Source organism: Bradyrhizobium sp. CCBAU 11434 (genome assembly GCF_028128895.1).
Classification (GTDB): domain Bacteria; phylum Pseudomonadota; class Alphaproteobacteria; order Rhizobiales; family Xanthobacteraceae; genus Bradyrhizobium; species Bradyrhizobium zhengyangense.
In genome coordinates, this window is the sequence record NZ_LBJX01000103.1 from 564,524 (window position 1) to 587,084 (window position 22,561).

The following is a 22,561-nucleotide window of genomic DNA, read 5'->3' on the forward strand; positions in this document are numbered from 1 at the left end:
GGAGAGATCGTGCCACAAAAAAAAGGGCGGCCTCGCGGCCGCCCTTTTGCATTGAAGACAGAGCGTTTACTCCGCCGCGAGCTTCACGTCCGGAGCCGCCGCACGCACCTCTGCATCCACCTGCGCTTCGAACTTGGCAAAGTTCTTCTGGAACATGCCGACCAGCGCGCGCGCGGTCTTGTCGAACTCGTCCTTGTCCTTCCAGGTGTTGACCGGGTTGAGGATTTCGCTCGGCACGCCCGGCAGCGCGGTCGGGACCGCGAAGCCGAAATACTTGTCGGTGCGGAATTCGAGGTTGCGAAGCGAGCCGTCGAGCGCGGCGGTGAGCAGCGCGCGCGTCACCTTGATCGGCATGCGCGAACCGGTGCCGTACTTGCCGCCGGTCCAGCCGGTGTTGACCAGCCAGCAGTCGACATTGTGCTGGGCGATGAGATCACGCAGCATGTTGCCGTAGACGGATGGATCGAGCGGCAGGAAGGGCGAGCCGAAGCAGGTCGAGAATTCCGGCTGCGGCTCGTTGCCGAGGCCGCGCTCGGTGCCGGCGACCTTCGCGGTGTAGCCGGAGAGGAAGTGATACATCGCCTGCGCCGGCGAGAGTTTTGCGATCGGCGGCAGCACGCCGAAAGCGTCGGCGGCGAGCATCACTACGTTCTTCGGCTGCGGCGCGCGACCGGTGCGCGACGCGTTCGGGATGAAGTCGAGCGGATAGGCCGAACGCGTGTTCTCGGTCTTGGAGCCGTCGTCGAAATCGACCACGCGGGTGTCTTCGTCGAGCACGCAGTTCTCGAGCACCGCGCCGAAGCGGGTCGACGCCGCGTAGATCTCCGGCTCGGCTTCCTTCGAGAGCTTGATGCACTTGGCGTAGCAGCCGCCTTCGAAATTGAAGACGCCGTTCGGGCCCCAGCCGTGCTCGTCGTCGCCGATCAGCGTGCGGTTCGGATCGGCCGAGAGCGTGGTCTTGCCCGTCCCCGACAGTCCGAAGAAGATCGCGGTGTCGCCATTGGCGCCAACGTTCGCCGAGCAGTGCATCGGCATCACGCCGCGCTCGGGCAGGTAATAGTTCAGCGTGGTGAAGACCGACTTCTTCATCTCGCCGGCATAGTAGGAGCCACCGATCAGCACGATCTTGCGGGCGAAGTCGATCGCGACGACGTTCTCCGACCTGCAGCCATGGCGCTTGGGATCTGCGCGGAAGCTCGGCATGTCGATGATGGTAAGTTCGGGCACGAAGGTCGACAGCTCGATCGCCTCGGGGCGGATCAGCAGGGTGCGGATGAACAGCGAGTGCCAGGCGAGCTCGGTGAATACACGCGTCTTGATGCGGTAGGCCGGATCGGCGCCGCCATAGAGATCCTGCGCGAACAGCCTCTTGCCTTCGGTATGCTTGAGGAAGTCCTTATAGAGCGTCTCGAACTGCTCAGCAGTGATCGACTGATTGCCGGCCCACCACATCTTCTTGTCGGTGGTGGCGTCACGCACCGTGAACTTGTCCTTCGGGCTGCGACCGGTGAACTCACCGGTATCAGCGCAGAGCGAACCGTCAGCGGACAGCACCGCCTCGCCCGCGGAGAGCGCGTATTGATAGAGTTGCGGCGCGCCGAGATTCCAGTGAACCTGCTTGAGATTCTTTAAGCCGAATTTGTCGGCGCCGAAGGCACCGTTTCGCACGCCCGTCTCTTGCACGAAGAATCCTCCTAGAACCCGCGACATCAAGCGCGACCAAGCTTTGGCGCCATCGCAGTCACCGTGAATTACAGGCCGGTTGGCCTCGGCTGGATGACCTAATACTGATGAACGCTGGCGTTGCCAAGCTGATCCCGTAGGTTTTGGTTTATTCAAGGACCGCGCCAAACGTCGCGCATGTCAGCTCTGAACGCGCCCATCGAAAATCACCAATGATCGCGCAACCAAATGCAGCTTTCGGCGTTATCGAATGTTTTGCGACGCACAATGGCGCGCCGTTCTATCGTACCGCGCCTTCGCCGATGAGCGCGAACGGCCCCCACATTGCGGGATACGCATTGCGGGGCGACGAGGTGTCATCAGCATACGTTAACATCGCGCGCCGAAGGGCTTCGGCTCTGCCGATTCCTGGTTCGTTTTTGAGCAAATCGAAAGTCGAAGTGGTCAAGCGGGTGGCAGCCTCTGAATCCACTGCCCAATGCGAAACCAACAGCGCGCGTGCGCCGGCATAGAAGAAGGCGCGCGCCAGTCCGGACAGCGCTTCGGCGCCAGGCTTGTCGCCGGCGATCGTGTTGCAGGCCGACAGCACGACCCAGTCTGCATTTAGCTTGAGCTGCGCAACCTCGCTCGCTGTGAGCAGACCGTCGTCGAGCTCGGACGGCTGATCGGGTATCGAGAGCGCAAGCGACGGCTCGCCCACACCCTTGATATCGCCGGCAACGAGGCCATGAGTCGCAAAGTAGATGATGCCGTATTGAGCAAGCGGTGCACGCTTGAGCGTCGCTTCACTGGCATCGCGGCCGAGATGGATGTCGGCATCAGCCGCGCCGACGTCTTTCGCTACAGCATTCAATTCGTCTGCGGTGTCGGGAAGCTGCGGCAGCGCCTGCGCGAGCCGCGCGCGATCAACGCCTGCGCCGCGCCAGAAATCGGTATAGGCTGATGTAGCGATATTCCGCGCGGCGACTTTTCCAGCTGCTGCGCGCCGGTCGGAAGGGCCGCCCTCGGCGGGATTGAAAACTGGGTCGCCGAAGCCTGTCATCGGCTTGACGCCCTCGTCCCTGCGCGCGAAGGCCCGCAGCGACTTCAGGCTGACGACCGATGGCAGCACCGAGACGGCCTGTCGCCGCAGCAGCCAGGCCGCACTGCGATAGCCTTCAAGCGTGTCCGGAATCGCAGCCGGCGGTCTCTCCGTGACGAGCAAGTGAAACGGCAGCGCGGTCAGGGCGCCAGTTGGCACCGTGAGCAGACTGCGTTTGTCCTTGATCAGCGCCTCGACCGGGCCGAGCAGCGTGACGTAGAGCTCGTTGGCGAGCGCGAGATCAAAGAGGCCTGATTTGCCGGAGCCATCGCGGGCCTTGCCGACATCGAGACCTCTGCGGAACGCGGTCACCTTCTGCGCCAGCGCGTCCGCGCCAAGCGGGATTTCTTTCCAGTCCGCGCTCTCGCGCGTGATGGCGATGACATAGCTACGCTTGTCGACGACGGAATGGAGCACCATCGCCTCGTCGGCCGACAGGAGAGACTGCACATCCTTTACCGTCAAAGGCAGCGGGTTGGAGAGCGAGGCGTAGTGGGGAAACTCGACGGCGAGCGTCTTCTGCAACGCGGTGCGCTCGCTTGCGATCGCCGCGATCCGCGCCCGACTCCGCTGCTCGGAGGCGACGTCGCGTTGCGCCGATGACTTCGACACGGCCGCGATGATCGCCTTGTCGAGCGCGTCGGATTCAGCCGCGAGATCCTGGTCCTTGCGCACCAGTTCGGCGAGCCGGTCAGTGCCCGCAGCGAGCCTTACGGCAAGCTTGTTCACGGCCGAGGCTGCGGAAGATTGGGTGCCACGCTGGATCGCGGCGAGCGCCTTGTCCAGGGCCTTGTCATCAGGCAGCAGGGATTGCTGACGCGCCGCAAACAGGATCGGCAACACCACACGCAGCTGCGCGCGATCACCCGCAAAGGTTTTTTCCGCGAGCGGCAACGCGTCCGCAATTCGCCCGGACACGTAGAGGAAATAAGCGAGATTGCTGGTCGATGTCGCGACATCAGGATGATCGGGCCCAAGTGCACGCTCGCGGATGGCAAGCGCGCGGCGATACAGCGGCTCGGCATCGGCATAGCGCTGCTCGTGCTCGTAAAGTCCGGCGAGATTGTTGAGAGAGCGCGCGACATCGGGATGATCCGCTCCCAACACCTTCTCGCGGATCGCGAGCGACCGCTTGATCGGGGCCTCGGCCTCTGCATCACGGCCGAGGTCGCGATCAAGCTGGCCGATGTTGTTCAAGAGTGTTGCGACCGCGGGGTGCTCGGGACCGCCGACCTTCTGAAAGATCGCGAGCCCCCGCTGGAAAAGCGGCTCGGCCTCCGCAAAGCGCTCCTGCTTCACATAGAGCGTGGCGAGATTGTTGAGGGACTGGCCGACATCGGGATGCTCGCGCGACAGTGCCTTCTCGCGGACGGCCAGCGCGCGCTTGAACAGCGGCTCGGCATCCGCGAAGCGGCCCTGCCGCTGATCGAGCGCGGCGAGATTGTTCAGCACCGGCGCAATCTCGACGCCGTCGAGGCCCGTCGCCTTCTCCATCAGCGCGATGGCGCGCTTGTAGATCGGCTCGGCCTGATCGTCGTGTCCCTGGTCGGCATAGATCTGCGCGAGATTGTTGAGTGCGGCGGCGAGATCGCGGTTGTTGCTGGTCTTCTCGAGCGCGGCCACCATGGCCTGCGCCAGCGGCAAGGCTTCGGAATATTTGCCGGCGGTTCTCAGCGCATTGATGCGCGCGCTCTGCGCGGCAAGGCCGCCCGTCTGGGCGAGGCCGAGCGTGGCATGAGATGCCGTGATCGCAAGCGCAAGGCCAGCGACCAATGCAAAACGACGACGTGCCATGAACCCTCGCTGCCAACCTCGGACCGATCACGATCTTGGGTCGCAGCGATGGGAGGCGACGTTCAATGTGTCGTAGCTAGTCCGCTTTTTGGTTCACCTTGGCGCGCGCTTCGCCCACCAGACGTACCAGCATCTTGCGCAGCGCCTGACCGGTGGTGACCCGCTCCGGAAAATCGAGGCGCAGCACGGTCTGGCCGTCCTGCATGTCGAGGCCTTCGGGGTCGCAGCCGGTGCAGCGCCAATCGCCCTCAGCCGCACCCAGCAGCTTCGTTGCATAAAGGGCCATGGCCTCGCGGTGGTCGGCATTCATATGCTCGATAGCGCCCTCCTCCGCCGCCAGCAGGTCGTCGGCGCCGGCCAGGTCCGTGAGGAACTGCTCCGGCTTGAGATCGACAATCCGGCCGAAACCGGCGACCAGATGGGTTCCCGAAGGGATGATCCGGAAGAACGAAAAATCATTAAATGAAACAAAGGCTTCCGCCGAAGGATGAGCATTGAGATACCGCCGCTGGAGCAAATCCCTCTCACCCTCGGCCTGCTCGGCCCGGCCGGACAGCATAATCCGGCCACCTTCCAGCGGATCGCCCGGGGCGCGCTCGTCCAGCATCAGGGAGACCCGGTTATCTGCGAGGATATTCCTGGTGTGGACCGCCAGCCGCGAGATCAGCAGAATCGGCGAACCGTCGGGGTGGCTGGCAAGATTGACCAGGGAACAATAGGGATCGCCGCTGCCAGCCATCAGGGTTGCGAGCGCACCCTGCCGTGAGCGCCTGAGCAGCGATTTGGCGAGCTTTTGGGGAACAAAATCGGGGGTCGGTTGCATGGGCTTTCTCGGCTCAGGTGGTTGCAAGGCGGGCCTTTTTTCGGGTAAACCCGAACCCGGTTATGGGTCGATATGCGGCGAATCCGCCGTGTTTCGTGGAACTTGGTCACACTTCAGCCCAGCTTGCATTGCTCGGTGACAAGGTTCGAACGCCAATTCGGCACCCATGTATGCGGCGCATCACTGGATTGCTCGCCGTTTTAAGCCACGACCCAAACGGAAAGCAGAAAGCAGAGGCTCATGCCCACAATCGCTTTGGTCGACGACGACCGCAACATTCTCACATCCGTCTCGATCGCGCTGGAAGCCGAAGGCTATCGCATCATGACTTATACCGACGGCGCCTCGGCGCTGGACGGCTTCCGCACCACCCAGCCTGATCTCGCCATCCTCGACATCAAGATGCCGCGCATGGACGGCATGGAGACGCTGCGCCGCCTCAGGCAAAAGTCCGACCTGCCGGTGATCTTCCTGACCTCCAAGGACGAGGAGATCGACGAGCTGTTCGGCCTCAAGATGGGCGCGGACGATTTCATCCGCAAACCGTTCTCGCAGCGCCTCCTGGTGGAACGCGTCAAGGCCGTGCTGCGGCGCTCGGCGCCGAAGGATCCGACCGTCGCACCGAAGGAGAACGATGCCAAGGCACTCGACCGCGGCCTGCTGCGCATGGATCCGGAACGGCATACCTGCACCTGGAAGAACGAGCCGGTGACCCTGACGGTCACCGAATTCCTGATCCTCCAGGCGCTGGCGACCCGGCCCGGCGTGGTCAAGAGCCGCAACGCGCTGATGGACGCGGCCTATGACGACCAGGTCTATGTCGACGACCGCACCATCGACAGCCACATCAAGCGGCTGCGCAAGAAGTTCAAGGTGGTCGACAACGATTTCGAGATGATCGAGACGCTCTACGGCGTCGGCTACCGCTTCAAGGAAGCCTGAGGCGCGACGCGCCTTCACAAAGAGCTCAAGCCCGGTTCTGATTCCATCGGAACCGGGCATGCTCTAGGATGCGGGACCGTCGCAACGAGCTGTCCTAACGCGGGCGTAAGCATTGCTTGACCGAACGCAGCCTGATTCGAGTTCGAACGCCGAGGACATCGCATCCCACGGCGCCTCGGACCATGAGGACAAGCCGGTTGCAAGAGGCTGGGGGCCGCTGAACTGGCTCAAGCGCGCCGGACAGTTCTTTTTCGCGCTGTCGTTCTCGAGCCTGACTCGCCGCATCGTCTCGCTCAACCTTGCCGGCCTCGTCGCGCTGGTCGCGAGCATCCTGTATCTGTCGCAGTTCCGCGCCGGCCTGATCGACGCGCGCGCGCAGAGCCTCCTGGTGCAGGCCGAGATCATTGCCGGCGCCATCGGCGCATCCGCAACGGTGCAGACCAATGCGATCACCGTCGATCCGGAACGGCTGCTCGACCTGAAGCTGGGCGAGAGCTACGGCGGAGTGGATGATTCGCTGGATTTTCCGATCAATCCGGAGCGCGTGGCGCCGGTGCTGAGCACGCTGATCTCGCCAACCAAGACCCGCGCGCGGATTTTCGATCCCAACGGGAGCGTGCTGCTCGACAGCCGTGATCTCGATATCGTGCGGGGCATTCCGCTGCCGCCGCTGTCGGAAAAGCCGGGCGTGGTCGAGCGCGTCAAGTCCGCGGTGCGCACCTGGCTGAACCGCGGCGACCTGCCGCTCTATCGCGAACTCGGGCGCGAAAACGGCAATGGCTATGTCGAAGTCGCCGATGCGCTACAGGGCCAGAAGCGCTCGATGGTGCGGGTCAATTCGCGCGGCGAGGTGATCGTCTCGGTTGCCGTCCCCGTGCAGCGTTCACGCGCGATTCACGGCGCGCTGATGCTGTCGACCCAGGGCGACGAGATCGACCAGATGGTCACGGCCGAGCGCCTCGCGATCCTCAAGGTCGGCGGCGTCGCCGCAGCTGTCATGATCATGCTGTCGCTGCTGCTGGCAAGCACGATCGCGGGCCCGGTGCGCCGGCTCGCAGACAGCGCCGAACGCGTCCGCCGCCGCATCAAGACCCGCGTCGAGATTCCCGACTTCACGCGTCGCCGCGACGAGATCGGCCACCTCTCCGGCGCGTTGCGCGACATGACCAACGCGCTCTACAAGCGGATCGAGGCGATCGAGATGTTCGCCGCCGACGTCGCCCACGAGCTGAAGAACCCGCTGACCTCGCTGCGCTCCGCGGTCGAGACCATGCCGCTGGCGCGCAACGAGAACAGCCGCGCCCGCCTGCTCGAGGTGATCGAGCATGACGTCAAGCGGCTCGACCGGCTGATCTCCGACATCTCCGACGCAAGCCGGCTCGATGCCGAATTGCAGCGGCAGGATGCGATCCCGGTCGATCTCAAGCGGCTGCTCGGCACGCTGGTTGCGGTCGCCAATGAAACCAAGCTCGGCCACGACGTCGCCGTCGAGGCGCGCTTCGAGGGCCGCAGTCCGACCGACACGTTCTCGGTGACGGGCCATGATTCGCGGCTCGGGCAGGTGGTTTCCAACCTGCTCTCCAACGCCCAATCCTTCTCGGAAGCCGGAGCCAAGGTGCGCCTGACCTGCCGCCGGGTCCGCGGCGAGATCGAGATCGTCGTCGACGACGATGGTCCCGGCATCCGCGACGACGCGCTGGAGCGCATCTTCGAGCGCTTCTATACCGACCGGCCTCATCAGGGTTTTGGCCAGAACTCCGGTCTCGGCCTGTCTATCTCCAAGCAGATCGTCGACGCCCATGGCGGGCGCATCTGGGCCGAGAACCGCGCTGGCCCCACTGACGAAGACGGCGCACCGACGGTTGCCGGCGCGCGCTTCGTGGTGAGGCTGCCGGCGCTATGAGCCAAGGCAGGTTGAACGACGGCCGGCCGAGCGTTCACGCATCCGCGGTGAAGGTCGGATCCCTGGCGGTGTTGATCCGCGGGCCGTCGGGCGCCGGCAAATCGCGCCTTGCCTTCGATTTAATCATGGCGGGCCGCGCGGGGATGCTCGAAGGCGCCGTTTTGGTCGGCGACGACCGTGTCCATCTGGCGACAGTCGGCCATGAAATTGAGGTGCGCCCCGTGCCTGTCCTCGCCGGCCTGATCGAGATTCGGGGGCTGGGGATCCGCCGCTGCGACTTCGTGGAGCGTGCGACGGTCGGCCTCGTGGTCGATCTGGACGCCGACGACGCCGAACGCCTGCCGCCGCTGGAATCGTTGAAAACCCTGGTTTTCGGTGTCGAAATACCGCGAATCCCTGTTGGCCGCGACTATTCGCCCCTCCCCTTGGTTGTCGCGGCCTTGACCACTACCAAGAGTTAACCTTCGGCTAACGCCTGAGGCGATTGTTTGAAGGGAAATGGTAACCATATGAGCCACACACTCGCGACCGAGTAGACCGGCGCAGCTCCCCTCATCCATCCGTCTAGATTCAGGGAGATACGCAACATCCCCTCTTGCGCGGGGGCTCTGGATGGTCAAAGTGGCGCGTTCGTGCGGCGCACCAAAAGCGCCCGCGGGAGTTTTCCGATGATTGGTCTAGTACTTGTGACCCACGGGCGCCTTGCCGACGAATTCAAGGCGGCGCTTGAGCACGTGATGGGTCCACAAAAGCAAATCGAAGCGATTACGATCGGCGCTGAAGATGATTCCGATCTCTGTCGAAGCGACATCATCGAGGCGGTTAACCGCGTCGATTCCGGCGATGGCGTCGCGATCCTCACCGACATGTTCGGCGGCACGCCGTCGAATCTTGCGATTTCCTGCATGAGCCGGCCCAAGGTCGAAGTGCTCGCGGGCATCAACCTGCCCATGCTGGTGAAGCTCGCCAAGGTCCGCGAGGAGCGCCCGCTGCCGGACGCGATCGCGATGGCTCAGGAAGCGGGCCGCAAATACGTCACCATTGCCAGTCGCGTGCTCGCCGGCAAATGAGCGACGACGCGCCACAAGCCGGGGCTGGCGTGCCGGCAGGCGCGATCTCCAAGGAGCTCCTGATCATCAACAAGCGCGGCCTGCACGCCCGCGCCTCGGCGAAATTCGTCCAGGCGGTCGAGCGTTTCAACGCGCAGGTGTGGGTGACGCGTGGCGGCGAGACCGTCGGCGGCACCTCGATCATGGGCCTGATGATGTTAGCTGCAGGACCCGGCACGACGATCACGGTCGCGGCGGCCGGCACTGATGCCGAAGCCGCGATTGAAGCGATCACCGAGCTCGTCGAAAGCAAGTTCAACGAAGAGGGGGTTTAACCCTCCATCCGTCATTCCGGGGCGATGCGCAGCATCGAACCCGGATTCTCGAGGTTCCGGGTCACGCTTCGCACGCCCCGGAACGACGAAAGCCTCACTTGGCCGGCGGCGCGATGTAGATATTCCAGGTCATCGCCGGCCCGGCCTTGCCGTGGGTGAAGCGGCGCGTGGTCATCACTATGCGCTCAGCGTTGGGCGCGATCTCCGACACCCATTTCTCGAACGCCGGCAGACGGCCGTCAGTCGGATCGAACACGCCGATGAAGCCGTCCTTCTTGACCTCATCGAGTGTCGTCAGTCCGGAGCTCCAGGCCTCGTTCGGGATGAACGCAACCGGATGGTCGGGGCTGTAGAACACCATCGGCTGGATCGAGTCCATCGTGCCGGTGACGATCGCCCAGCGCGAGGCGAAGCGGGAGTGCCAGGCTTGCGTCAGCTCGCGCGCGAGCTCGGAGCGCGCGCCGTAGGTCGCCGTGTTGTCCCTGTTCGCCGCCATCTCGCGCGCGGCGATCCAGGGCGAGGCGACAAGCGTCGCGACGCTGAGCACGAGCCAGATCGCTACGATGTTGAACAGCACCGCGCTCTGCACCCGCAGCGCCGGAATCGCGACCAGCGCGAGCGGCACCAGGAAGAACAGCGAAATGCCCCAGTCGGTCTTCAAATAGATGCTGAAGGCGAGCGCGCCGAGCGGCGGTCCGGCTGCAACGATGGTCTGGATGATCCAGACGTTCAGCGCCTGCGAAACATTGACGCCGGGATTGACGCCGCGCGCCCAGGCCCGCGTGACGATGCGCGAGGGCGCGCGCAACAGCAGGGTCCGCCACGGCGGCACCAGCGCCATCGCGAGTGCTGCGAGCGCGACGGGGAGAGCCAGCAGTCCGGCATTGTGCAGGACGTAACCGAGCACGAGCTGATGCACGAGACCGGCGTCGTCGACGCTATAGGTATCGCCGGCATAGGCCAACGGCACGAAATGCGAATCCGCCAGCCAGATGATGTGCGGAATCATTGCAACGGCCATCGTCGCGATTGCGACCCAGGGTGCCGGCGACAGCAGGAACCTCATCCGCTCCGGATGGATCAGCGCGGCGAGGCCGATGGCGCCGAACATGGTCAGCACCCAGTATTTGGTCATCAGCGCCAACGCACCGGCGAGCCCCAGCCAGATGCCTGATAGCCAGCTCCGTTTCTCGAACGCGTCGAGATAAGCGAGCACGACGAGCGGGAGGGTGACGAGCTGAAGCAGATCGGGGTTGTACTTGAAACCCTTGAAATTGAAGATCGGATAGAGCGCGACCATCACCACGACCAGAAACGCGCGGCGTGGATCGACCACACGCATTGCCACCAGCCAGCAGATCACCATGCCGACACTGACGGTCGCCATCGCCAGCGCATAGGTCGCCCAGTCGGTCGCGGGAAAGACCTTGAACCAGAGCCCGGTAATCCAGCCCGACAGCGGCGGATGTTTGCCATAACCCCAAAGGAATTTCTGGCCCCAGCCCCAAGCTTCTGCGACGTCCATGTGAACGTCCTGCGCTGCCTTGAGATTGATCAGGATGAAGGTCCAGATCACCGCGTGCAGGATGGCGAACTGGATCACCAGCCAGAGCCGGGCCGAGGGGTCGGTCGCGTAGGCGACCAGCCAGGCCCGGAAACGGTCAAAGCTGACCCGGGATTTTACGCGCGTTCGGGCGGAGGGGATCGAGGTCGTTGACATGGCCGTTGCGTAGCGCGTTTTGGGCCGCCGTGGAATCAGCTTGGCGTGAAGAAAGGCCCTGAAAATACAGCAATATGGTTGCCGCACGGGGATGTGAGTGGTATCCCGCGCCCATGACGACCGTCCCCATTTCCAACATCCGCAATTTCTCCATCGTCGCCCATATCGACCATGGCAAATCGACGCTGGCCGACCGCCTGATCCAGATGACCGGCGGCCTCACCGACCGCGAAATGGCGGGCAAGGAGCAGGTGCTCGATTCCATGGACATCGAGCGCGAGCGCGGCATCACCATCAAGGCGCAGACGGTGCGCCTGCAGTACCACGCCAAGGACGGCAAGGATTACGTGTTCAACCTGATGGACACGCCCGGCCATGTCGACTTCGCCTACGAGGTCTCGCGGTCCCTGGCGGCGTGCGAAGGTTCCCTGCTGGTGGTCGACGCCAGCCAGGGCGTCGAGGCGCAGACGCTCGCCAACGTCTACCAGGCGCTCGACAACAATCACGAGATCGTTCCGGTCCTGAACAAGGTCGACCTTCCCGCGGCCGAACCCGAGAAGGTCAAGCAGCAGATCGAGGACGTCATCGGCATCGATGCGTCGGACGCGGTGATGATCTCGGCCAAGACAGGCCTCGGCATCCCTGATGTGCTGGAAGCCATCGTTACCCGCCTGCCGCCGCCGAAGGGCGATCGCGACGCCACGCTGAAGGCGCTGCTGGTCGACAGCTGGTACGACGTCTATCTCGGCGTCGTCGTTCTGATCCGCGTCGTCGACGGCGTCATGAAGAAGGGTAGCCGCGTGCGCATGATGGGCACCGGCGCGGCCTACGACGTCGAGCGCGTCGGCTTCTTCACGCCGAAGATGCAGCAGGTCGACGAGCTCGGCCCCGGCGAGATCGGCTTCATCACCGCCGCGATCAAGGAAGTCGCCGACACCCGCGTCGGCGACACCATCACCGACGACCGCAAGCCGGTTACCGAGATGCTGCCGGGCTTCAAGCCGGCGATCCCCGTGGTGTTCTGCGGCCTGTTCCCTGTCGACGCCGACGACTTCGAGACGCTGCGCGCCGCGATGGGCAAGCTAAGGCTGAACGACGCCAGCTTCTCCTTCGAGATGGAGACCTCGGCCGCGCTCGGCTTCGGCTTCCGCTGCGGCTTCCTCGGCCTGCTCCACCTCGAAATCATCCAGGAGCGGCTGTCGCGCGAGTTCGACCTCAATCTGATCGCGACCGCGCCGAGCGTCATCTACAAGATGAAGCTCACCGACGGCACCGAGCTCGAGATCCACAATCCCGTCGACATGCCTGACGTCGTGAAGATCGAGGAGATCCAGGAGCCCTGGATCGAGGCGACCATCCTCACCCCCGATGAATATCTCGGCAGCGTGCTCAAGCTGTGCCAGGACCGCCGTGGCTCGCAGAAGGAGCTGACTTACGTCGGCGCCCGCGCGATGGTGAAATACGATTTGCCGCTCAACGAGGTCGTGTTCGATTTCTACGACCGCCTCAAGTCGGTCTCCAAGGGCTACGCCTCGTTCGACTATCATCTGACCGACTACAAGCCGGCCGATCTCGTCAAGATGCAGATCCTGGTCAATGCCGAGCCGGTCGATGCGCTCTCCATGCTGGTCCACCGCACCCGCGCGGAAGGGCGCGGCCGCGCCATGGTCGAGAAGATGAAGGAGCTGATCCCGCCGCACATGTTCCAGATCCCGATCCAGGCGGCGATCGGCGGCAAGGTGATCGCGCGCGAGACGGTGCGCGCGCTGCGCAAGGACGTCACCGCGAAGTGCTACGGCGGCGACATCACGCGCAAGCGCAAGCTTCTGGAGAAGCAGAAGGAAGGCAAGAAGAAGATGCGGCAGTTCGGCAAGGTCGACATCCCGCAGGAAGCCTTCATTGCCGCGCTGAAGGTCGACAGCTGAGGCCGTCCAGGCTCCGGTCCGAAATTCTCGGAGCCGAACGCCGCAAATCTCGAAAACAACCCCATGCACAGTAGCCGACGCAGGGGCGTCGCTGCGCTTTTTCGATTTTCACGAATTTGACTTGCTCCGTCGGGCAAAACAGGGGTATGGTGGCATCATGGCAGTGGTGCAGCCGGCAAGCGACGATGTCCGATCAAGCCATCCCCGTCACGTTTGCGCTCATCGCCCGAATACCCGCAGCGGGCGTTGCGGACTTCACAGCCTACGAGGATGCCGTGCTCCCGCTCTTGCCCGAGTTCAACGGGCGTCTGGAGCGACGGCTTCGCAATAGCGATGGCACGGTAGAAGTACACATCGTCAGCTTCGCATCCGACGCGGACTTCCAGCGATATCGGAATGACCCGCGACGAACGGCTCAAGCCTGGATGCTGGAAAGATCGTCTGCCAAGCTCGAGATGCTTCCGATGTCAGACGTTTGACGGGCCTCACAGCAAGCGTTCCAGAGACCGCAAGCATCCGATCTCGGCGCCAACGCGATCCGATCATAAGGCTGCCGCCTGATGGATTCCGCACGAGCAACCTGGCGTGAACACTCCGTCCTTGCTACCTTGAGTAGATGCGACGTTTTCGGCAATCATCTGAATAAGCCGACCCTTCTGGGACAGAAATATGCCGACCGCTCACCTGATCCACGGATACATCGGCGCGGGGAAAACGACCTTCGCTCGGAGGCTGGAGCAGCAGTTGCCCGCCATCCGATTCAGTCACGACGAATGGATGGCGCGTCTCTATGGCGACGATCCTCCCGTCGATCGGTTTGCGGAATTCCACGACCGTGTATCGAAACTGATCGAGACGCACTGGACAAGGTGCGTGGAGCTCGGACTCGACGTGGTGCTCGATCTCGGCTTTTGGTCTCGAACCCAGCGGAGCGAGATCAGGGCGATCGTTCTAGCCTTGGGGGCCAGCGCGCGGCTCTATCGTTTGGAGTGTTCCGACGACGAAGCCTGGCGACGCGTCGAGCAGCGCAACCTGTACCTCGACGGAAGTCTGTATATCGTCCGACATACCTTCGAGACGCTCAAGAGCCGTTTCGAACCACTCGGGGACGACGAGGATCGAATTGAAGTTCGTTCGTAGGATGAGCTCTTGCAAAGCCCATCGTTCTGACGAGAGGACGGCCGCATCCAGACCTTTGCCGGCGATCAAGTTTGATGGGTTTCACAAGAGCTCAACCCATCCTACGAGCTAAACCGCGCCGAGGAGAACCCAGCACACACCGTCCAAATGGATGCGCCGTGGTCCCATTTAGAGTGTGATGAGGATCACGGCGATCAGGGACCGGATCGCGTAATCCTGCACTTACAGATTGGGAGGGAATGGTCCCTCCAAGCCCAGCAGGAAGCGGACATGGAAAGAGACCAGACTGAATTCAATGAGTTCGAGCTAACGGCCGAAGAGCTGGATAGCGTCAGCAGTGGGCTTAAGAACAATCAGACCGAAGCATGGGCCTGGTTCCAACTCGGGATGGCGAAAGGCTTTGCGGAACAAGGCGGCATCGGTTGTTGGACACATTTATCATAACAAGGGTCGTTAGGCGGCCCCACCAACGGAGGAGACGGAGATGGCTAGGCGCAACAACGAAATCAGCGATGCGAGCGAAATCACGCCGCGGGAATTGATGGTTGAGGACTTGGATGCCGTGAGTGGCGGATATCGGAACAATCAGACGGAAGCCTGGCATGCCTTCACGAGAGGCATAGAAGCAGGACTAATAATGGGCGGCGCAACCGTAGTGTGTACACCGTAGCGAGCGCCGGCAGGAGGAACTGGCCGCGAGCGTCATTCATCATGCCGCCGGCGAAAGCATCGAGGTCCTCAACAACACGCACCGCAGGAATAGCTGCGTGCAAAGGGTCGATCCCATCAGCGCATCGGCTGCACCGCTATTCTTGGTTACGAGCATCATTCTTGGAGCTTTCGTCGGACACCGAATGAAGGTGGATTTCGCTTCCACCTTCGCTCTGCGAGCTACAGCGGACAATTCGCTCGACCCATTCTACGCGTCAACGCAAAATCCTCATCAAGACCCGATCGCGAAATCCGCCGCCGTCTCGGCGTGAATCGCCGTGGTGTCGAACGTCTCGACCGACGTATCGGCCGCCCCCACCAGCATCGTGATCTCGGTGCAGCCGAGGATGATGCAGTCGGCGCCTCGCGCGACCAGCGCGGCCATCACCTCCTGATAGCGGCGGCGCGAGGCGTCGGCGACGATTCCGAGGCATAGCTCATCGTAGATGATGCGGTTCACGTCGGCGCGCTCGCCGGCGGACGGAATGAGGACATCGAGATCATGCGCGCGCAGCCGGTCGATGTAGAAATCCTCCTCCATCGTGAAGATGGTGCCGAGCAGCCCGACCCGGCGATATCCCTTGGCCCGAATGCGCTGCGCCGTTGCGTCGCCGATGTGAATAAACGGAATGGTCACTTTCGCGATGATGTCGGGCGCCAGCTTGTGCATCGTGTTCGTGCACAGAACGATCGCGCGGGCGCCGGCGCTTTCGAGCAGCTTGGCCACCTCCGCCAGGCTTGCCGCGGCCTCCGTCCAGCGGCCGGCATATTGCATCTCCTTGATGCCCTGGAAGTCGTAGGAATACATCAGCAGCGGAGCCGAATGCAGCTTGCCCATGCGATCACGGACGCGCTCGTTGATGAGCTTGTAGTAGAGCGCGGTGCTCTCCCAGCTCATGCCTCCGATCAAGCCAATGGTTTGCATTCTCGAGCCTTTCAATATGAACGATCCGGATCGTAGACGAAAACGCGGACACCGGTCATCACAACAATTGATGGGCCGGTATCTGCTGGAAAGACCGCCGCTCCGATCGAACCCGATCCTGATACGACGACACTATCCCCAGCAGAGGAACGACCTGCCCGTCCGCGGGCGATACGGGGAGGATTCGCATGCGACGACGGAACTGGCGCTTGATCGAGGTGGGCACGGTGCTGCTGGTGCTGGCCGTGCTGTTCTTCCTGTCGATGCGCGACATGACGCTGTGGTCCAATGATCCCGTCGCCTTGATGCGGACTGTCGGCGAAGTCTCCGGCGTCGTCGGCGGCATCAGCCTCGCGATGATCGCGTTCGGCCTGATCGGCCGCAAAGCGCCGGCCTGACAAACTTCATTCCGCAAGGCCTTCGCGACTGCGACATCACGCCTCCGCTATCGGCGGAATAGCAGATGCTCGACGCAAATCCTGATGTCAGAACCGCGCATCGCGCGCGGGATGGCATTTGGAGGCGTTCATGATCACCTCGAAGCTGCTGGTTGCGCTCGCGCTGGTATCGACGATGGGCGCCGTGTCGGCGCAATCCTTCCACCCATCGGCGATCGGCAAGGAAATGACCACCAGACCGTGGACGGCACCGGTCGGGCACCGCCAGCCGCACGTATCAGACGTTCCCGCAACGAGCATGGGACCGCTGGATTTCCTCGATCAGGAGGATGCGACCATCGACCGCAAGATCAGCGGCATTTGCCGCGGGTGCTGATTGGACTGAAGCACAAGCCGCCGGCCGCGGCCGCCGCAACCGCACCTATCGGGGACGCGGACCGCCGACCGGCTGAGACGGCCGCTGCTGCACGTAAGGGTTCGTCAAGCACATGGCGGAAAGGCCTGCAGCGGCCGCCTTGCACTCCTCCCACGAACTATACTGGCATGAGATGTAGGTGCCGCCGCCCCACTCCCATGTCTGAAGGCACACCGGATAATTGCCGCTGAACCGCTGGGCCGAGGCTGGAGTGGTCGCAGACACTGCGATCCAGGCCATGAGGATGAAGAGAAGCACGCGCATCATGTCACTCCAGGGATTTTCGAATCCGGCTTGCAGCGGCGGACTACCGCTTGCCGGACTTACTGTGATCTCTGCGTCCGGCGCGGAGGCTGGACCTGCTGCTGTTGTTGTTTGAACCTCACACGCGGGTTGATGTCGCAATAGAGGTTCCATCGTCCGGATGCCGAGGCCAGGCACTGCTCTCGCGTCTCATACATGCAGTCGCCGGAATAGCCGAGCTCTCCGCCCATGACGCACCAGGGATAGTCACGGTCAGCGCGCGCTGCGGAAGAAAGGCCCACCACCATGACGACAACCAGAATGGCGATTCGCATGAGATCCTCCATCACGTCAGCCAAACCGCGCCGCCAGATGCTGGAGCCTGACGAGATCGCCGGTCGGCTGCACATGGCTTACGAATTGTTCCCCAAAAGGGCAAGCATCAATCCTGCGGCGCACGACATCGTTCCTCACCTATCACCGGGGATCACTATCGGTTCAGGAACGTCCGCATGCGCGATCTGACGGAAAAAAGAGGCTGCTGAGCCGTGCTCGGCAGCCTCTTTCGTGTCTTCTTTTCTGACTTATTTGTTATCTTATTTGTTGTCTTGGCCCTTACGACGCCTTCTGCTTTGCTTCGACGTATCGCGCAAAGCTGTCAAGAATCGCCTGCCAGCCGGCTTGCTGCTGCTCGACCGAGTGGGTGGTTTCGCCATCGAAGGCAACGCGGACGACAACGCCCTTGGGGCCCGGCACGAAATCGACTTCGGCCTTGCGATCGCCGAAGGCATATTCGATCCGCTTGTGCTCGAGGATCTTCGTGTAGGTGCCGGCGAAGTCAAAACCCATGCTGCCGTCCTTGGCTTCCATGCGGGACGAGAACAGGCCGCCTTCGCGCAAATCGACCGTCGCCTTGGTCGTGTGCCAGTCGTCCGACGCGGCGTTCCACTTCACGATGTCGGCAGGCGTCGTGTAGGCACGCCAGACCTGATCGATCGGGGCGGCGACGCTGGTTTCGACGGAGATTCTCATGGGGGTATTGCTCCAGTTCGATATTTGACGGCTCGAGGTGACGACATCGCGGCCCATGCGCGGGATTCGTTTACAGCACTGCCGCGACGTGTCCACCCAAGGACGGTGGAGACCCGACCATGCCGACACGGTCGTGATAAAAAATACGAAAATGTGCCGTCGGGAAGACCGGCCTGCTTGCGGCCGGCACGTCAGCAGACCTTCTGGAAGCGTGCGCGCCAGCGCGACGCCTTGGTCGGCGGCAGAACGTAGCTCTTGCCCTCGGCCGAGACCGTCAGGGGTTGGCCGGAGGCCAGAAGATCCAGGAATTGATCTTCCAGCGCACCCCTTTTGTCATCGGTGAGCTCGGGATGGCCGAGATCGGCCTGGTTGAACCACGAGGTATTCGGCGGGAAGTTTTCGGGGGCGGCGTAGGTGAAGCCGGCAAAATCCATTTGCGTCTTGCCGTTGCCGATCGTGATCGTGGCTTCGGTGTGGTCCTGCTTCGGCGCTTCGCCCGGATAGACCGCATCGAGCTCGTAATGCGTCCCGCAGCCGAAGCGAAACACGGTCTTGTGGTTCGTATCGTTGAAGGTGAGCCATGGCCGATCGTAGCGGTCCATCTCGAGCGTCCATGCGCCGCCCATGACGTCCTTCGACGGGCCGCCGGCCGCCGTTGCGGTAGACAATCCGAGCCACGACAGGGCAACGACAAGTCCGAGCAGTCTTGCAGGCGTCGTCATGGCAACCTCTGGCAACCTCTCAACGCGATCCGCGATAATCCTCAGACAGGGACGTCTCGACAGGCCCGTTCAGATCGGCCCGGTCTTCCCGCGAATAGCGGCCGACCGCTTGAACAGTTGCTGGGCATCGGCGTAGCGACCCTGATCCTTGTAGAACGCGGCCAGGTTGTTGAGAATGTCGGCAAGATCGGGATGGTCGGGACCGAGGGTCTTCTCGAAGGTCGCCACCGACTGCTTGTAGAATCGCTCCGCATCGGCGTTACGCCCCTGCCGCGCATAGAGCGTCGCCAGATTGTTCTGCGCCTGCGCGATGTCGGGATGGTCGGGCCCATACGCCTTCTCGGTCACCGCTATCGCGCGCTTCAGCAGCCGCTCGGCATCGGCGTAGCGACGCCGGTGGATGTAGGCGTCGGCGAGATTGCTCATCAAGACAGTGGCCTCGGGATCGTCGGGGCCGTTCGCCTTCTGGAGAATGGCAAGCCCACGCTTGAACAGCGGCTCGGATTGGTCGTAGCGGCCCTGACTGCTGTAGACCGCAGCAAGGTTGCTCATCGCCATCACGATCGAGGGATCGTTGGGACCGAGCGTTTTCTGGCGAATGGCGATCGACCGCTTGAGCAGCGGCTCGGCTTCCGTGTAGTGCTCTTCCGCCCGATAGAGCTCGCCCAGATTGTTCAAGACGGTTGCGACTTCCGTGGAATTCGGACCGAGCGTCCTCTCCCTGATGGCCAGTGAACGCTTGTACAGCAGCTCGGCAACAGGGTATTGGCCCAGATTGTAGTGGATGGTGCCCAGATCGTTCAGCGGCATCGCGACCATGGCATCATCGGTGCCGAACTCCTTTTCGCGAAGAGCCAAGGCCTTCTGGGCGAGCGGCAGCGCTTGGCTATACTTGCCGGCCTGATAGAGCTCTTTCATCTGCCGGGTGAGCGTGCCCGCCTCATCCTCTTCCGCATAAGACGGCGTGCCCAGCGACAAGCTCAGCGCGAGCGCGGCAACGGCAACACAAATCGATGCTTTCAGGGCTTTCATCGCGCGCTCCTTCGCCGCAGATGTCAGGGACTTCAGCGGTTTGGTGCGCCCGGAGGGCGGACAGGTTCAAAGCGGATGGGGCTACCGGCGCTCAGCGGAGCTTTCTCGTCCCACAGCGCAAGCAGGGCGCAAATGATCCGCTTGGCCGCACCCCGATCAATCCCGCGAGGTCGCCGGCAGGATGTAGCGATCCAGCAGGTCCAGCTCGGGCGCCACCATGTTCTTGGACTCCCGCCCGGCGTTGAAGACGACGACCATGTCGAGCGCGGGGATGACGATGGTCTTCTGGGAATTGAAGCCGAGTGCAGCGGCCCATTGCAGGGAGCCGCTCGTGTCCGGTGAATGCCCTATCCACCATTGATAGCCATAGCTGAACGCGGCCTTGTCCGTCTTGATGTGCTCGGCCGTCGATTGATCGATCCAGGACGCCGAAACAATCTGCCTGCCGTCCCAGGCGCCCCGATTGAGAACAAGCTGGCCGATCTTCGCCCAGTCGCGAGGACGCAGGCTCAGCCCGCGGGACGACGTTGGAAGGCCGCTGACGGGATCCTTGTACCAGGCGACATCCTCGATCCCGAGCGGCGCGAAGATATTCTCCTGCGCCAGCACGTCGACGCCCTTCCCGGTGACCTTCTTCAGGATCGTGCCAACCAATTCCGTCTCGACGCTGTTGTACTCGAACCTGACGCCGAGCGCCCGGTCAGTGCCCAAGCCCGCCGACATCGTTAGAAGATGGCGGAGCGTGACGCGATCCTTGTCCGCTTCACGGAAGCCTTTGTAGTCGGGAAGATACGACGCGATCGGAGCGTCCAGATCCTTGATCAAACCGCGATCCATGGCGATGCCGACCAGCAGCGAGACCACGCTCTTGGTCATGGAATAGCCGTTGTGCCGCGTGGTCGCGTCGTAATTGAGCTGATGCGGATAGTCATAGTAGCTCTCGTAGACGAGCACGCCGTGCCTGATGACGACGATGTCGTCGACATTGGCGAGCTTGCCGCCGCGAATGCCCTCATCCATCGCGCACAGCAGCGCCGCGTTCAGTCCTTGCTTGTCCGGCGAGGTCGTCGCCCATCCATCTTGGATTTCCTGCGGAATGCCGCAGGCTGATGCAGGCTTGGCACTGACGGGACTGAAGGCGAATCACACAAGGCTATAACGACGCCGACCCATGTCCGCATGTCTGGCTCCCCACCAATTCCCCACGACGACGTCGCAAGGATGCCGTTCTGTGTGACCGTTTTGCGGCGTTGCAGGCTTGGGAAGAGCCTTCATTTCAGGCAGACGCTGAATGCAACACGGTCCGGCGGCGCGCGCTAATGGGTTGCGGCCACGATCGCGCGCAGCAGTCTGGCGTTGCTGAAGCCGATGTCCTCGCGCGTCATCCCCATGCGCAGGATCACCAGCTTGCGTGAGGGGATGATGGCGATCACCTGGCGGAGATGCCCTTCCATCATGAAGGTGTCCGTGGGGAGATCATAGCCGAGGCCCTTGGCCAGCCAGATCTGTCCGCGGCCGTAGGCCGGGCCGTGGCCCTCGTCGGACACGGGAGAGGGTGACCGCATATAGTCGACGAAGCCCACGGGAAGGAGCTGTGTGCCATTCCATTGCCCACCCAATCGCAAAAATTCGCCGAACCGCGCCCAATCATGCGCGGTGGCAAAGAGAAAACCTTCGCCGCGAAACGTGCCTGTTTCGTCGGCCTCGAGCACGGCGCTGGTCATGCCCAAAGGATTGAACAGCCGCTCGCGCGGATAGGAGGGAGCGCCCTCGCCGACCGCGTCCTGCCAGAGCCGCGTCAGCAGGACGGTCTGGGCGCCGGAATAGTTGAATCGCGTTCCCGGCGGCGTCTCCAGTGGAAGGTCCCGCGCGAACGCTGCGGTGTCCCGCACCAGAAATTCCATGCGCCCGGGATCGGTGACGCGACCCTCTTGTTCGCTCCATTTCAGCCCGCCGGTCATGGCCATCAGATCGGCGATCGAGATCTCCGCGCGTCCGTCTCCGGCCCATTGCGGAAACAGATGCTTCTGCGCGAGCGACAGTTTTCCATCCTTGATGGCCATGCCGACCAGAGCCGCGGTGACGCTCTTGGTCATCGACCAGCCGTGCAGCGGCGTTGTCGCGCCAAATCCCTCGCCATAGGTTTCGGCGATGATACGCCCGTCATGCACGACGACGATGGCGCGCATGCCCGGACCTTGCAGGGCCGGATCGTTCACCGCCGCTTGCAAGCGTGTGTTCTCGGACAGCTCCACCTTCTCGCCGGCGGGCCAGAGCGCATCCGCGCTCGCCCTGGGCGGAAGCGGCTGTGCCGCAGGGCGCTTCCAGGACTGGTCGTCCATGACGTTGGTGCAACCCCGGCCCTCGACATATTGGGCGTGACGCCTGGCGATGAACCCGAGAAGGGCGGCATCGACGCGGTGTTCAGCGGGGCTGACGTCGACCTTCACCAGATGAAAGATCCGATAGCCGAGGGCCAGCAGGTCGGTTTGCACGATCGCGTCCACCTCGCGCCCGGCCATGAAGACATTCGAGCAGACGGTCTTCGCCGTACCAGCGGTAACGAGCTGCAAGATGTCCTGGCGGGCGATGACGATCCAGGCGCCTAACCCCACGATCGTCAGCGCCAAAAGGCCGACGACGGCACCGAAAATCCTGAGCGGGCGACGCATGAGCTTCCACCTCAAC

The 22,561-nt window shown here is 62.8% G+C and carries 23 protein-coding genes and 1 pseudogene; 12 read left to right on the forward strand and 12 right to left on the reverse strand.

Annotated elements, in window-relative coordinates; genetic code table 11:
- Window positions 1-66: 66 nt before the first annotated feature.
- The 3 genes from XI06_RS42805 to XI06_RS42815 form a co-directional block, all read right to left on the reverse strand.
- Complete coding sequence (locus XI06_RS42805) at window positions 67-1,683, reverse strand: phosphoenolpyruvate carboxykinase (RefSeq protein ID WP_237890788.1); 1,617 nt, start codon at window positions 1,681-1,683, stop codon at window positions 67-69.
- A 280-nt stretch (window positions 1,684-1,963) separates the two neighbouring features.
- Window positions 1,964-4,558, reverse strand: a complete 2,595-nt coding sequence (locus tag XI06_RS42810; RefSeq protein ID WP_271608032.1) for a CHAT domain-containing protein — start codon at window positions 4,556-4,558, stop codon at window positions 1,964-1,966.
- 76 nt (window positions 4,559-4,634) lie between these two features.
- Window positions 4,635-5,381, reverse strand: coding sequence for a HugZ family pyridoxamine 5'-phosphate oxidase (locus XI06_RS42815; RefSeq protein WP_271608033.1), 747 nt, complete (start codon window positions 5,379-5,381; stop codon window positions 4,635-4,637).
- Between the two features lie 240 nt (window positions 5,382-5,621).
- Between XI06_RS42815 and XI06_RS42820 the strand changes: the two genes are divergently transcribed.
- From XI06_RS42820 to XI06_RS42840, 5 genes and pseudogenes are all read left to right on the forward strand, one after another.
- Window positions 5,622-6,323, forward strand: a complete 702-nt coding sequence (locus XI06_RS42820; protein WP_027535781.1) for a response regulator transcription factor — start codon at window positions 5,622-5,624, stop codon at window positions 6,321-6,323.
- Window positions 6,324-6,435: 112 nt separating this feature from the next.
- Entirely contained in the window at window positions 6,436-8,226 is a 1,791-nt protein-coding gene (locus XI06_RS42825; protein WP_271608034.1) for a sensor histidine kinase, read from the forward strand.
- Between the two features lie 11 nt (window positions 8,227-8,237).
- Window positions 8,238-8,705: pseudogene (locus tag XI06_RS42830) on the forward strand (HPr kinase/phosphorylase).
- A 189-nt stretch (window positions 8,706-8,894) separates the two neighbouring features.
- Window positions 8,895-9,296 (forward strand): PTS sugar transporter subunit IIA, encoded by a 402-nt coding sequence (locus XI06_RS42835; protein ID WP_007597752.1) that lies wholly within the window; start codon window positions 8,895-8,897, stop codon window positions 9,294-9,296.
- Complete coding sequence (locus XI06_RS42840; RefSeq protein WP_237859847.1) at window positions 9,293-9,610, forward strand: HPr family phosphocarrier protein; 318 nt, start codon at window positions 9,293-9,295, stop codon at window positions 9,608-9,610. The genes XI06_RS42835 and XI06_RS42840 overlap by 4 nt, the downstream gene beginning before the upstream one ends.
- A 94-nt stretch (window positions 9,611-9,704) precedes the next feature.
- On the opposite strand, the gene XI06_RS42845 is transcribed toward XI06_RS42840, so the two are convergent.
- Window positions 9,705-11,330: a glycosyltransferase family 39 protein gene (locus XI06_RS42845; protein WP_271608035.1), complete on the reverse strand. Its 1,626-nt coding sequence runs from the start codon at window positions 11,328-11,330 to the stop codon at window positions 9,705-9,707.
- Window positions 11,331-11,443: 113 nt separating this feature from the next.
- Between XI06_RS42845 and lepA the strand changes: the two genes are divergently transcribed.
- From lepA to XI06_RS42865, 4 genes are all read left to right on the forward strand, one after another.
- Window positions 11,444-13,255 carry a translation elongation factor 4 gene (gene lepA / locus XI06_RS42850; RefSeq protein WP_237859851.1) on the forward strand — a complete coding sequence of 604 codons (1,812 nt, stop codon included), beginning with the start codon at window positions 11,444-11,446 and terminating at the stop codon, window positions 13,253-13,255.
- Window positions 13,256-13,440: 185 nt separating this feature from the next.
- A complete protein-coding gene (locus XI06_RS42855; RefSeq protein ID WP_271608036.1) occupies window positions 13,441-13,734 on the forward strand; it encodes a hypothetical protein in 294 nt (97 codons plus the stop codon).
- Window positions 13,735-13,924: 190 nt separating this feature from the next.
- On the forward strand, window positions 13,925-14,395 hold the full coding sequence (locus tag XI06_RS42860; RefSeq protein WP_237890797.1) for an AAA family ATPase: 471 nt from the start codon (window positions 13,925-13,927) through the stop codon (window positions 14,393-14,395).
- Between the two features lie 270 nt (window positions 14,396-14,665).
- Window positions 14,666-14,839 carry a hypothetical protein gene (locus XI06_RS42865; RefSeq protein ID WP_271608037.1) on the forward strand — a complete coding sequence of 58 codons (174 nt, stop codon included), beginning with the start codon at window positions 14,666-14,668 and terminating at the stop codon, window positions 14,837-14,839.
- 499 nt (window positions 14,840-15,338) lie between these two features.
- Here the strand turns inward: XI06_RS42865 and XI06_RS42870 are convergent, their stop codons facing one another.
- Window positions 15,339-16,031, reverse strand: coding sequence for an aspartate/glutamate racemase family protein (locus XI06_RS42870; protein ID WP_271608038.1), 693 nt, complete (start codon window positions 16,029-16,031; stop codon window positions 15,339-15,341).
- 188 nt (window positions 16,032-16,219) lie between these two features.
- Between XI06_RS42870 and XI06_RS42875 the strand changes: the two genes are divergently transcribed.
- Both XI06_RS42875 and XI06_RS42880 read left to right on the forward strand, forming a co-directional pair.
- Window positions 16,220-16,429 (forward strand): hypothetical protein, encoded by a 210-nt coding sequence (locus XI06_RS42875; protein ID WP_271608039.1) that lies wholly within the window; start codon window positions 16,220-16,222, stop codon window positions 16,427-16,429.
- Between the two features lie 130 nt (window positions 16,430-16,559).
- Window positions 16,560-16,805, forward strand: coding sequence for a hypothetical protein (locus XI06_RS42880; RefSeq protein ID WP_271608040.1), 246 nt, complete (start codon window positions 16,560-16,562; stop codon window positions 16,803-16,805).
- A 45-nt stretch (window positions 16,806-16,850) separates the two neighbouring features.
- Here XI06_RS42880 and XI06_RS42885 read toward each other — a convergent pair whose 3' ends face one another.
- Both XI06_RS42885 and XI06_RS42890 read right to left on the reverse strand, forming a co-directional pair.
- Entirely contained in the window at window positions 16,851-17,111 is a 261-nt protein-coding gene (locus XI06_RS42885) for a DUF3551 domain-containing protein (protein ID WP_271608041.1), read from the reverse strand.
- A 56-nt stretch (window positions 17,112-17,167) separates the two neighbouring features.
- Window positions 17,168-17,422, reverse strand: coding sequence for a DUF3551 domain-containing protein (locus tag XI06_RS42890; RefSeq protein WP_237859866.1), 255 nt, complete (start codon window positions 17,420-17,422; stop codon window positions 17,168-17,170).
- Between XI06_RS42890 and XI06_RS42895 the strand changes: the two genes are divergently transcribed.
- Window positions 17,421-17,612 carry a hypothetical protein gene (locus tag XI06_RS42895; protein ID WP_271608042.1) on the forward strand — a complete coding sequence of 64 codons (192 nt, stop codon included), beginning with the start codon at window positions 17,421-17,423 and terminating at the stop codon, window positions 17,610-17,612. The genes XI06_RS42890 and XI06_RS42895 overlap by 2 nt on opposite strands.
- A 90-nt stretch (window positions 17,613-17,702) precedes the next feature.
- On the opposite strand, the gene XI06_RS42900 is transcribed toward XI06_RS42895, so the two are convergent.
- The 5 genes from XI06_RS42900 to XI06_RS42920 all read right to left on the reverse strand — a co-directional run bounded on the left by XI06_RS42900 (window position 17,703) and on the right by XI06_RS42920 (window position 22,545).
- The gene (locus XI06_RS42900; protein WP_237890801.1) at window positions 17,703-18,119 is read right to left on the reverse strand and encodes an SRPBCC family protein; all 417 of its coding nucleotides are present in this window, start codon (window positions 18,117-18,119) and stop codon (window positions 17,703-17,705) included.
- Window positions 18,120-18,310: 191 nt separating this feature from the next.
- Complete coding sequence (locus tag XI06_RS42905) at window positions 18,311-18,841, reverse strand: hypothetical protein (protein ID WP_237859869.1); 531 nt, start codon at window positions 18,839-18,841, stop codon at window positions 18,311-18,313.
- 69 nt (window positions 18,842-18,910) lie between these two features.
- Window positions 18,911-19,873, reverse strand: a complete 963-nt coding sequence (locus XI06_RS42910; RefSeq protein ID WP_271608043.1) for a tetratricopeptide repeat protein — start codon at window positions 19,871-19,873, stop codon at window positions 18,911-18,913.
- Window positions 19,874-20,029: 156 nt separating this feature from the next.
- Window positions 20,030-20,893 carry a serine hydrolase domain-containing protein gene (locus XI06_RS42915; RefSeq protein WP_271608044.1) on the reverse strand — a complete coding sequence of 288 codons (864 nt, stop codon included), beginning with the start codon at window positions 20,891-20,893 and terminating at the stop codon, window positions 20,030-20,032.
- Window positions 20,894-21,189: 296 nt separating this feature from the next.
- The gene (locus XI06_RS42920) at window positions 21,190-22,545 is read right to left on the reverse strand and encodes a serine hydrolase domain-containing protein (RefSeq protein WP_271608045.1); all 1,356 of its coding nucleotides are present in this window, start codon (window positions 22,543-22,545) and stop codon (window positions 21,190-21,192) included.
- Window positions 22,546-22,561: the final 16 nt, after the last annotated feature.

What these genes read in the sequence shown, in the direction of transcription:
- XI06_RS42810 (WP_271608032.1), bottom strand. Translation starts at nt 4,558, where the DNA reads ATGGCACGTCGTCGTTTTGCATTGGTCGCTGGCCTTGCGCTTGCGATC.
- XI06_RS42815 (WP_271608033.1), bottom strand. Translation starts at nt 5,381, where the DNA reads ATGCAACCGACCCCCGATTTTGTTCCCCAAAAGCTCGCCAAATCGCTG.
- XI06_RS42820 (WP_027535781.1), top strand. Translation starts at nt 5,622, where the DNA reads ATGCCCACAATCGCTTTGGTCGACGACGACCGCAACATTCTCACATCC.
- XI06_RS42835 (WP_007597752.1), top strand. Translation starts at nt 8,895, where the DNA reads ATGATTGGTCTAGTACTTGTGACCCACGGGCGCCTTGCCGACGAATTC.
- XI06_RS42840 (WP_237859847.1), top strand. Translation starts at nt 9,293, where the DNA reads ATGAGCGACGACGCGCCACAAGCCGGGGCTGGCGTGCCGGCAGGCGCG.
- XI06_RS42845 (WP_271608035.1), bottom strand. Translation starts at nt 11,330, where the DNA reads ATGTCAACGACCTCGATCCCCTCCGCCCGAACGCGCGTAAAATCCCGG.
- lepA (WP_237859851.1), top strand. Translation starts at nt 11,444, where the DNA reads ATGACGACCGTCCCCATTTCCAACATCCGCAATTTCTCCATCGTCGCC.
- XI06_RS42855 (WP_271608036.1), top strand. Translation starts at nt 13,441, where the DNA reads ATGTCCGATCAAGCCATCCCCGTCACGTTTGCGCTCATCGCCCGAATA.
- XI06_RS42860 (WP_237890797.1), top strand. Translation starts at nt 13,925, where the DNA reads ATGCCGACCGCTCACCTGATCCACGGATACATCGGCGCGGGGAAAACG.
- XI06_RS42865 (WP_271608037.1), top strand. Translation starts at nt 14,666, where the DNA reads ATGGAAAGAGACCAGACTGAATTCAATGAGTTCGAGCTAACGGCCGAA.
- XI06_RS42870 (WP_271608038.1), bottom strand. Translation starts at nt 16,031, where the DNA reads ATGCAAACCATTGGCTTGATCGGAGGCATGAGCTGGGAGAGCACCGCG.
- XI06_RS42875 (WP_271608039.1), top strand. Translation starts at nt 16,220, where the DNA reads ATGCGACGACGGAACTGGCGCTTGATCGAGGTGGGCACGGTGCTGCTG.
- XI06_RS42880 (WP_271608040.1), top strand. Translation starts at nt 16,560, where the DNA reads ATGATCACCTCGAAGCTGCTGGTTGCGCTCGCGCTGGTATCGACGATG.
- XI06_RS42885 (WP_271608041.1), bottom strand. Translation starts at nt 17,111, where the DNA reads ATGATGCGCGTGCTTCTCTTCATCCTCATGGCCTGGATCGCAGTGTCT.
- XI06_RS42895 (WP_271608042.1), top strand. Translation starts at nt 17,421, where the DNA reads ATGAGATCCTCCATCACGTCAGCCAAACCGCGCCGCCAGATGCTGGAG.
- XI06_RS42890 (WP_237859866.1), bottom strand. Translation starts at nt 17,422, where the DNA reads ATGCGAATCGCCATTCTGGTTGTCGTCATGGTGGTGGGCCTTTCTTCC.
- XI06_RS42900 (WP_237890801.1), bottom strand. Translation starts at nt 18,119, where the DNA reads ATGAGAATCTCCGTCGAAACCAGCGTCGCCGCCCCGATCGATCAGGTC.
- XI06_RS42905 (WP_237859869.1), bottom strand. Translation starts at nt 18,841, where the DNA reads ATGACGACGCCTGCAAGACTGCTCGGACTTGTCGTTGCCCTGTCGTGG.
- XI06_RS42910 (WP_271608043.1), bottom strand. Translation starts at nt 19,873, where the DNA reads ATGAAAGCCCTGAAAGCATCGATTTGTGTTGCCGTTGCCGCGCTCGCG.
- XI06_RS42915 (WP_271608044.1), bottom strand. Translation starts at nt 20,893, where the DNA reads ATGGATGAGGGCATTCGCGGCGGCAAGCTCGCCAATGTCGACGACATC.
- XI06_RS42920 (WP_271608045.1), bottom strand. Translation starts at nt 22,545, where the DNA reads ATGCGTCGCCCGCTCAGGATTTTCGGTGCCGTCGTCGGCCTTTTGGCG.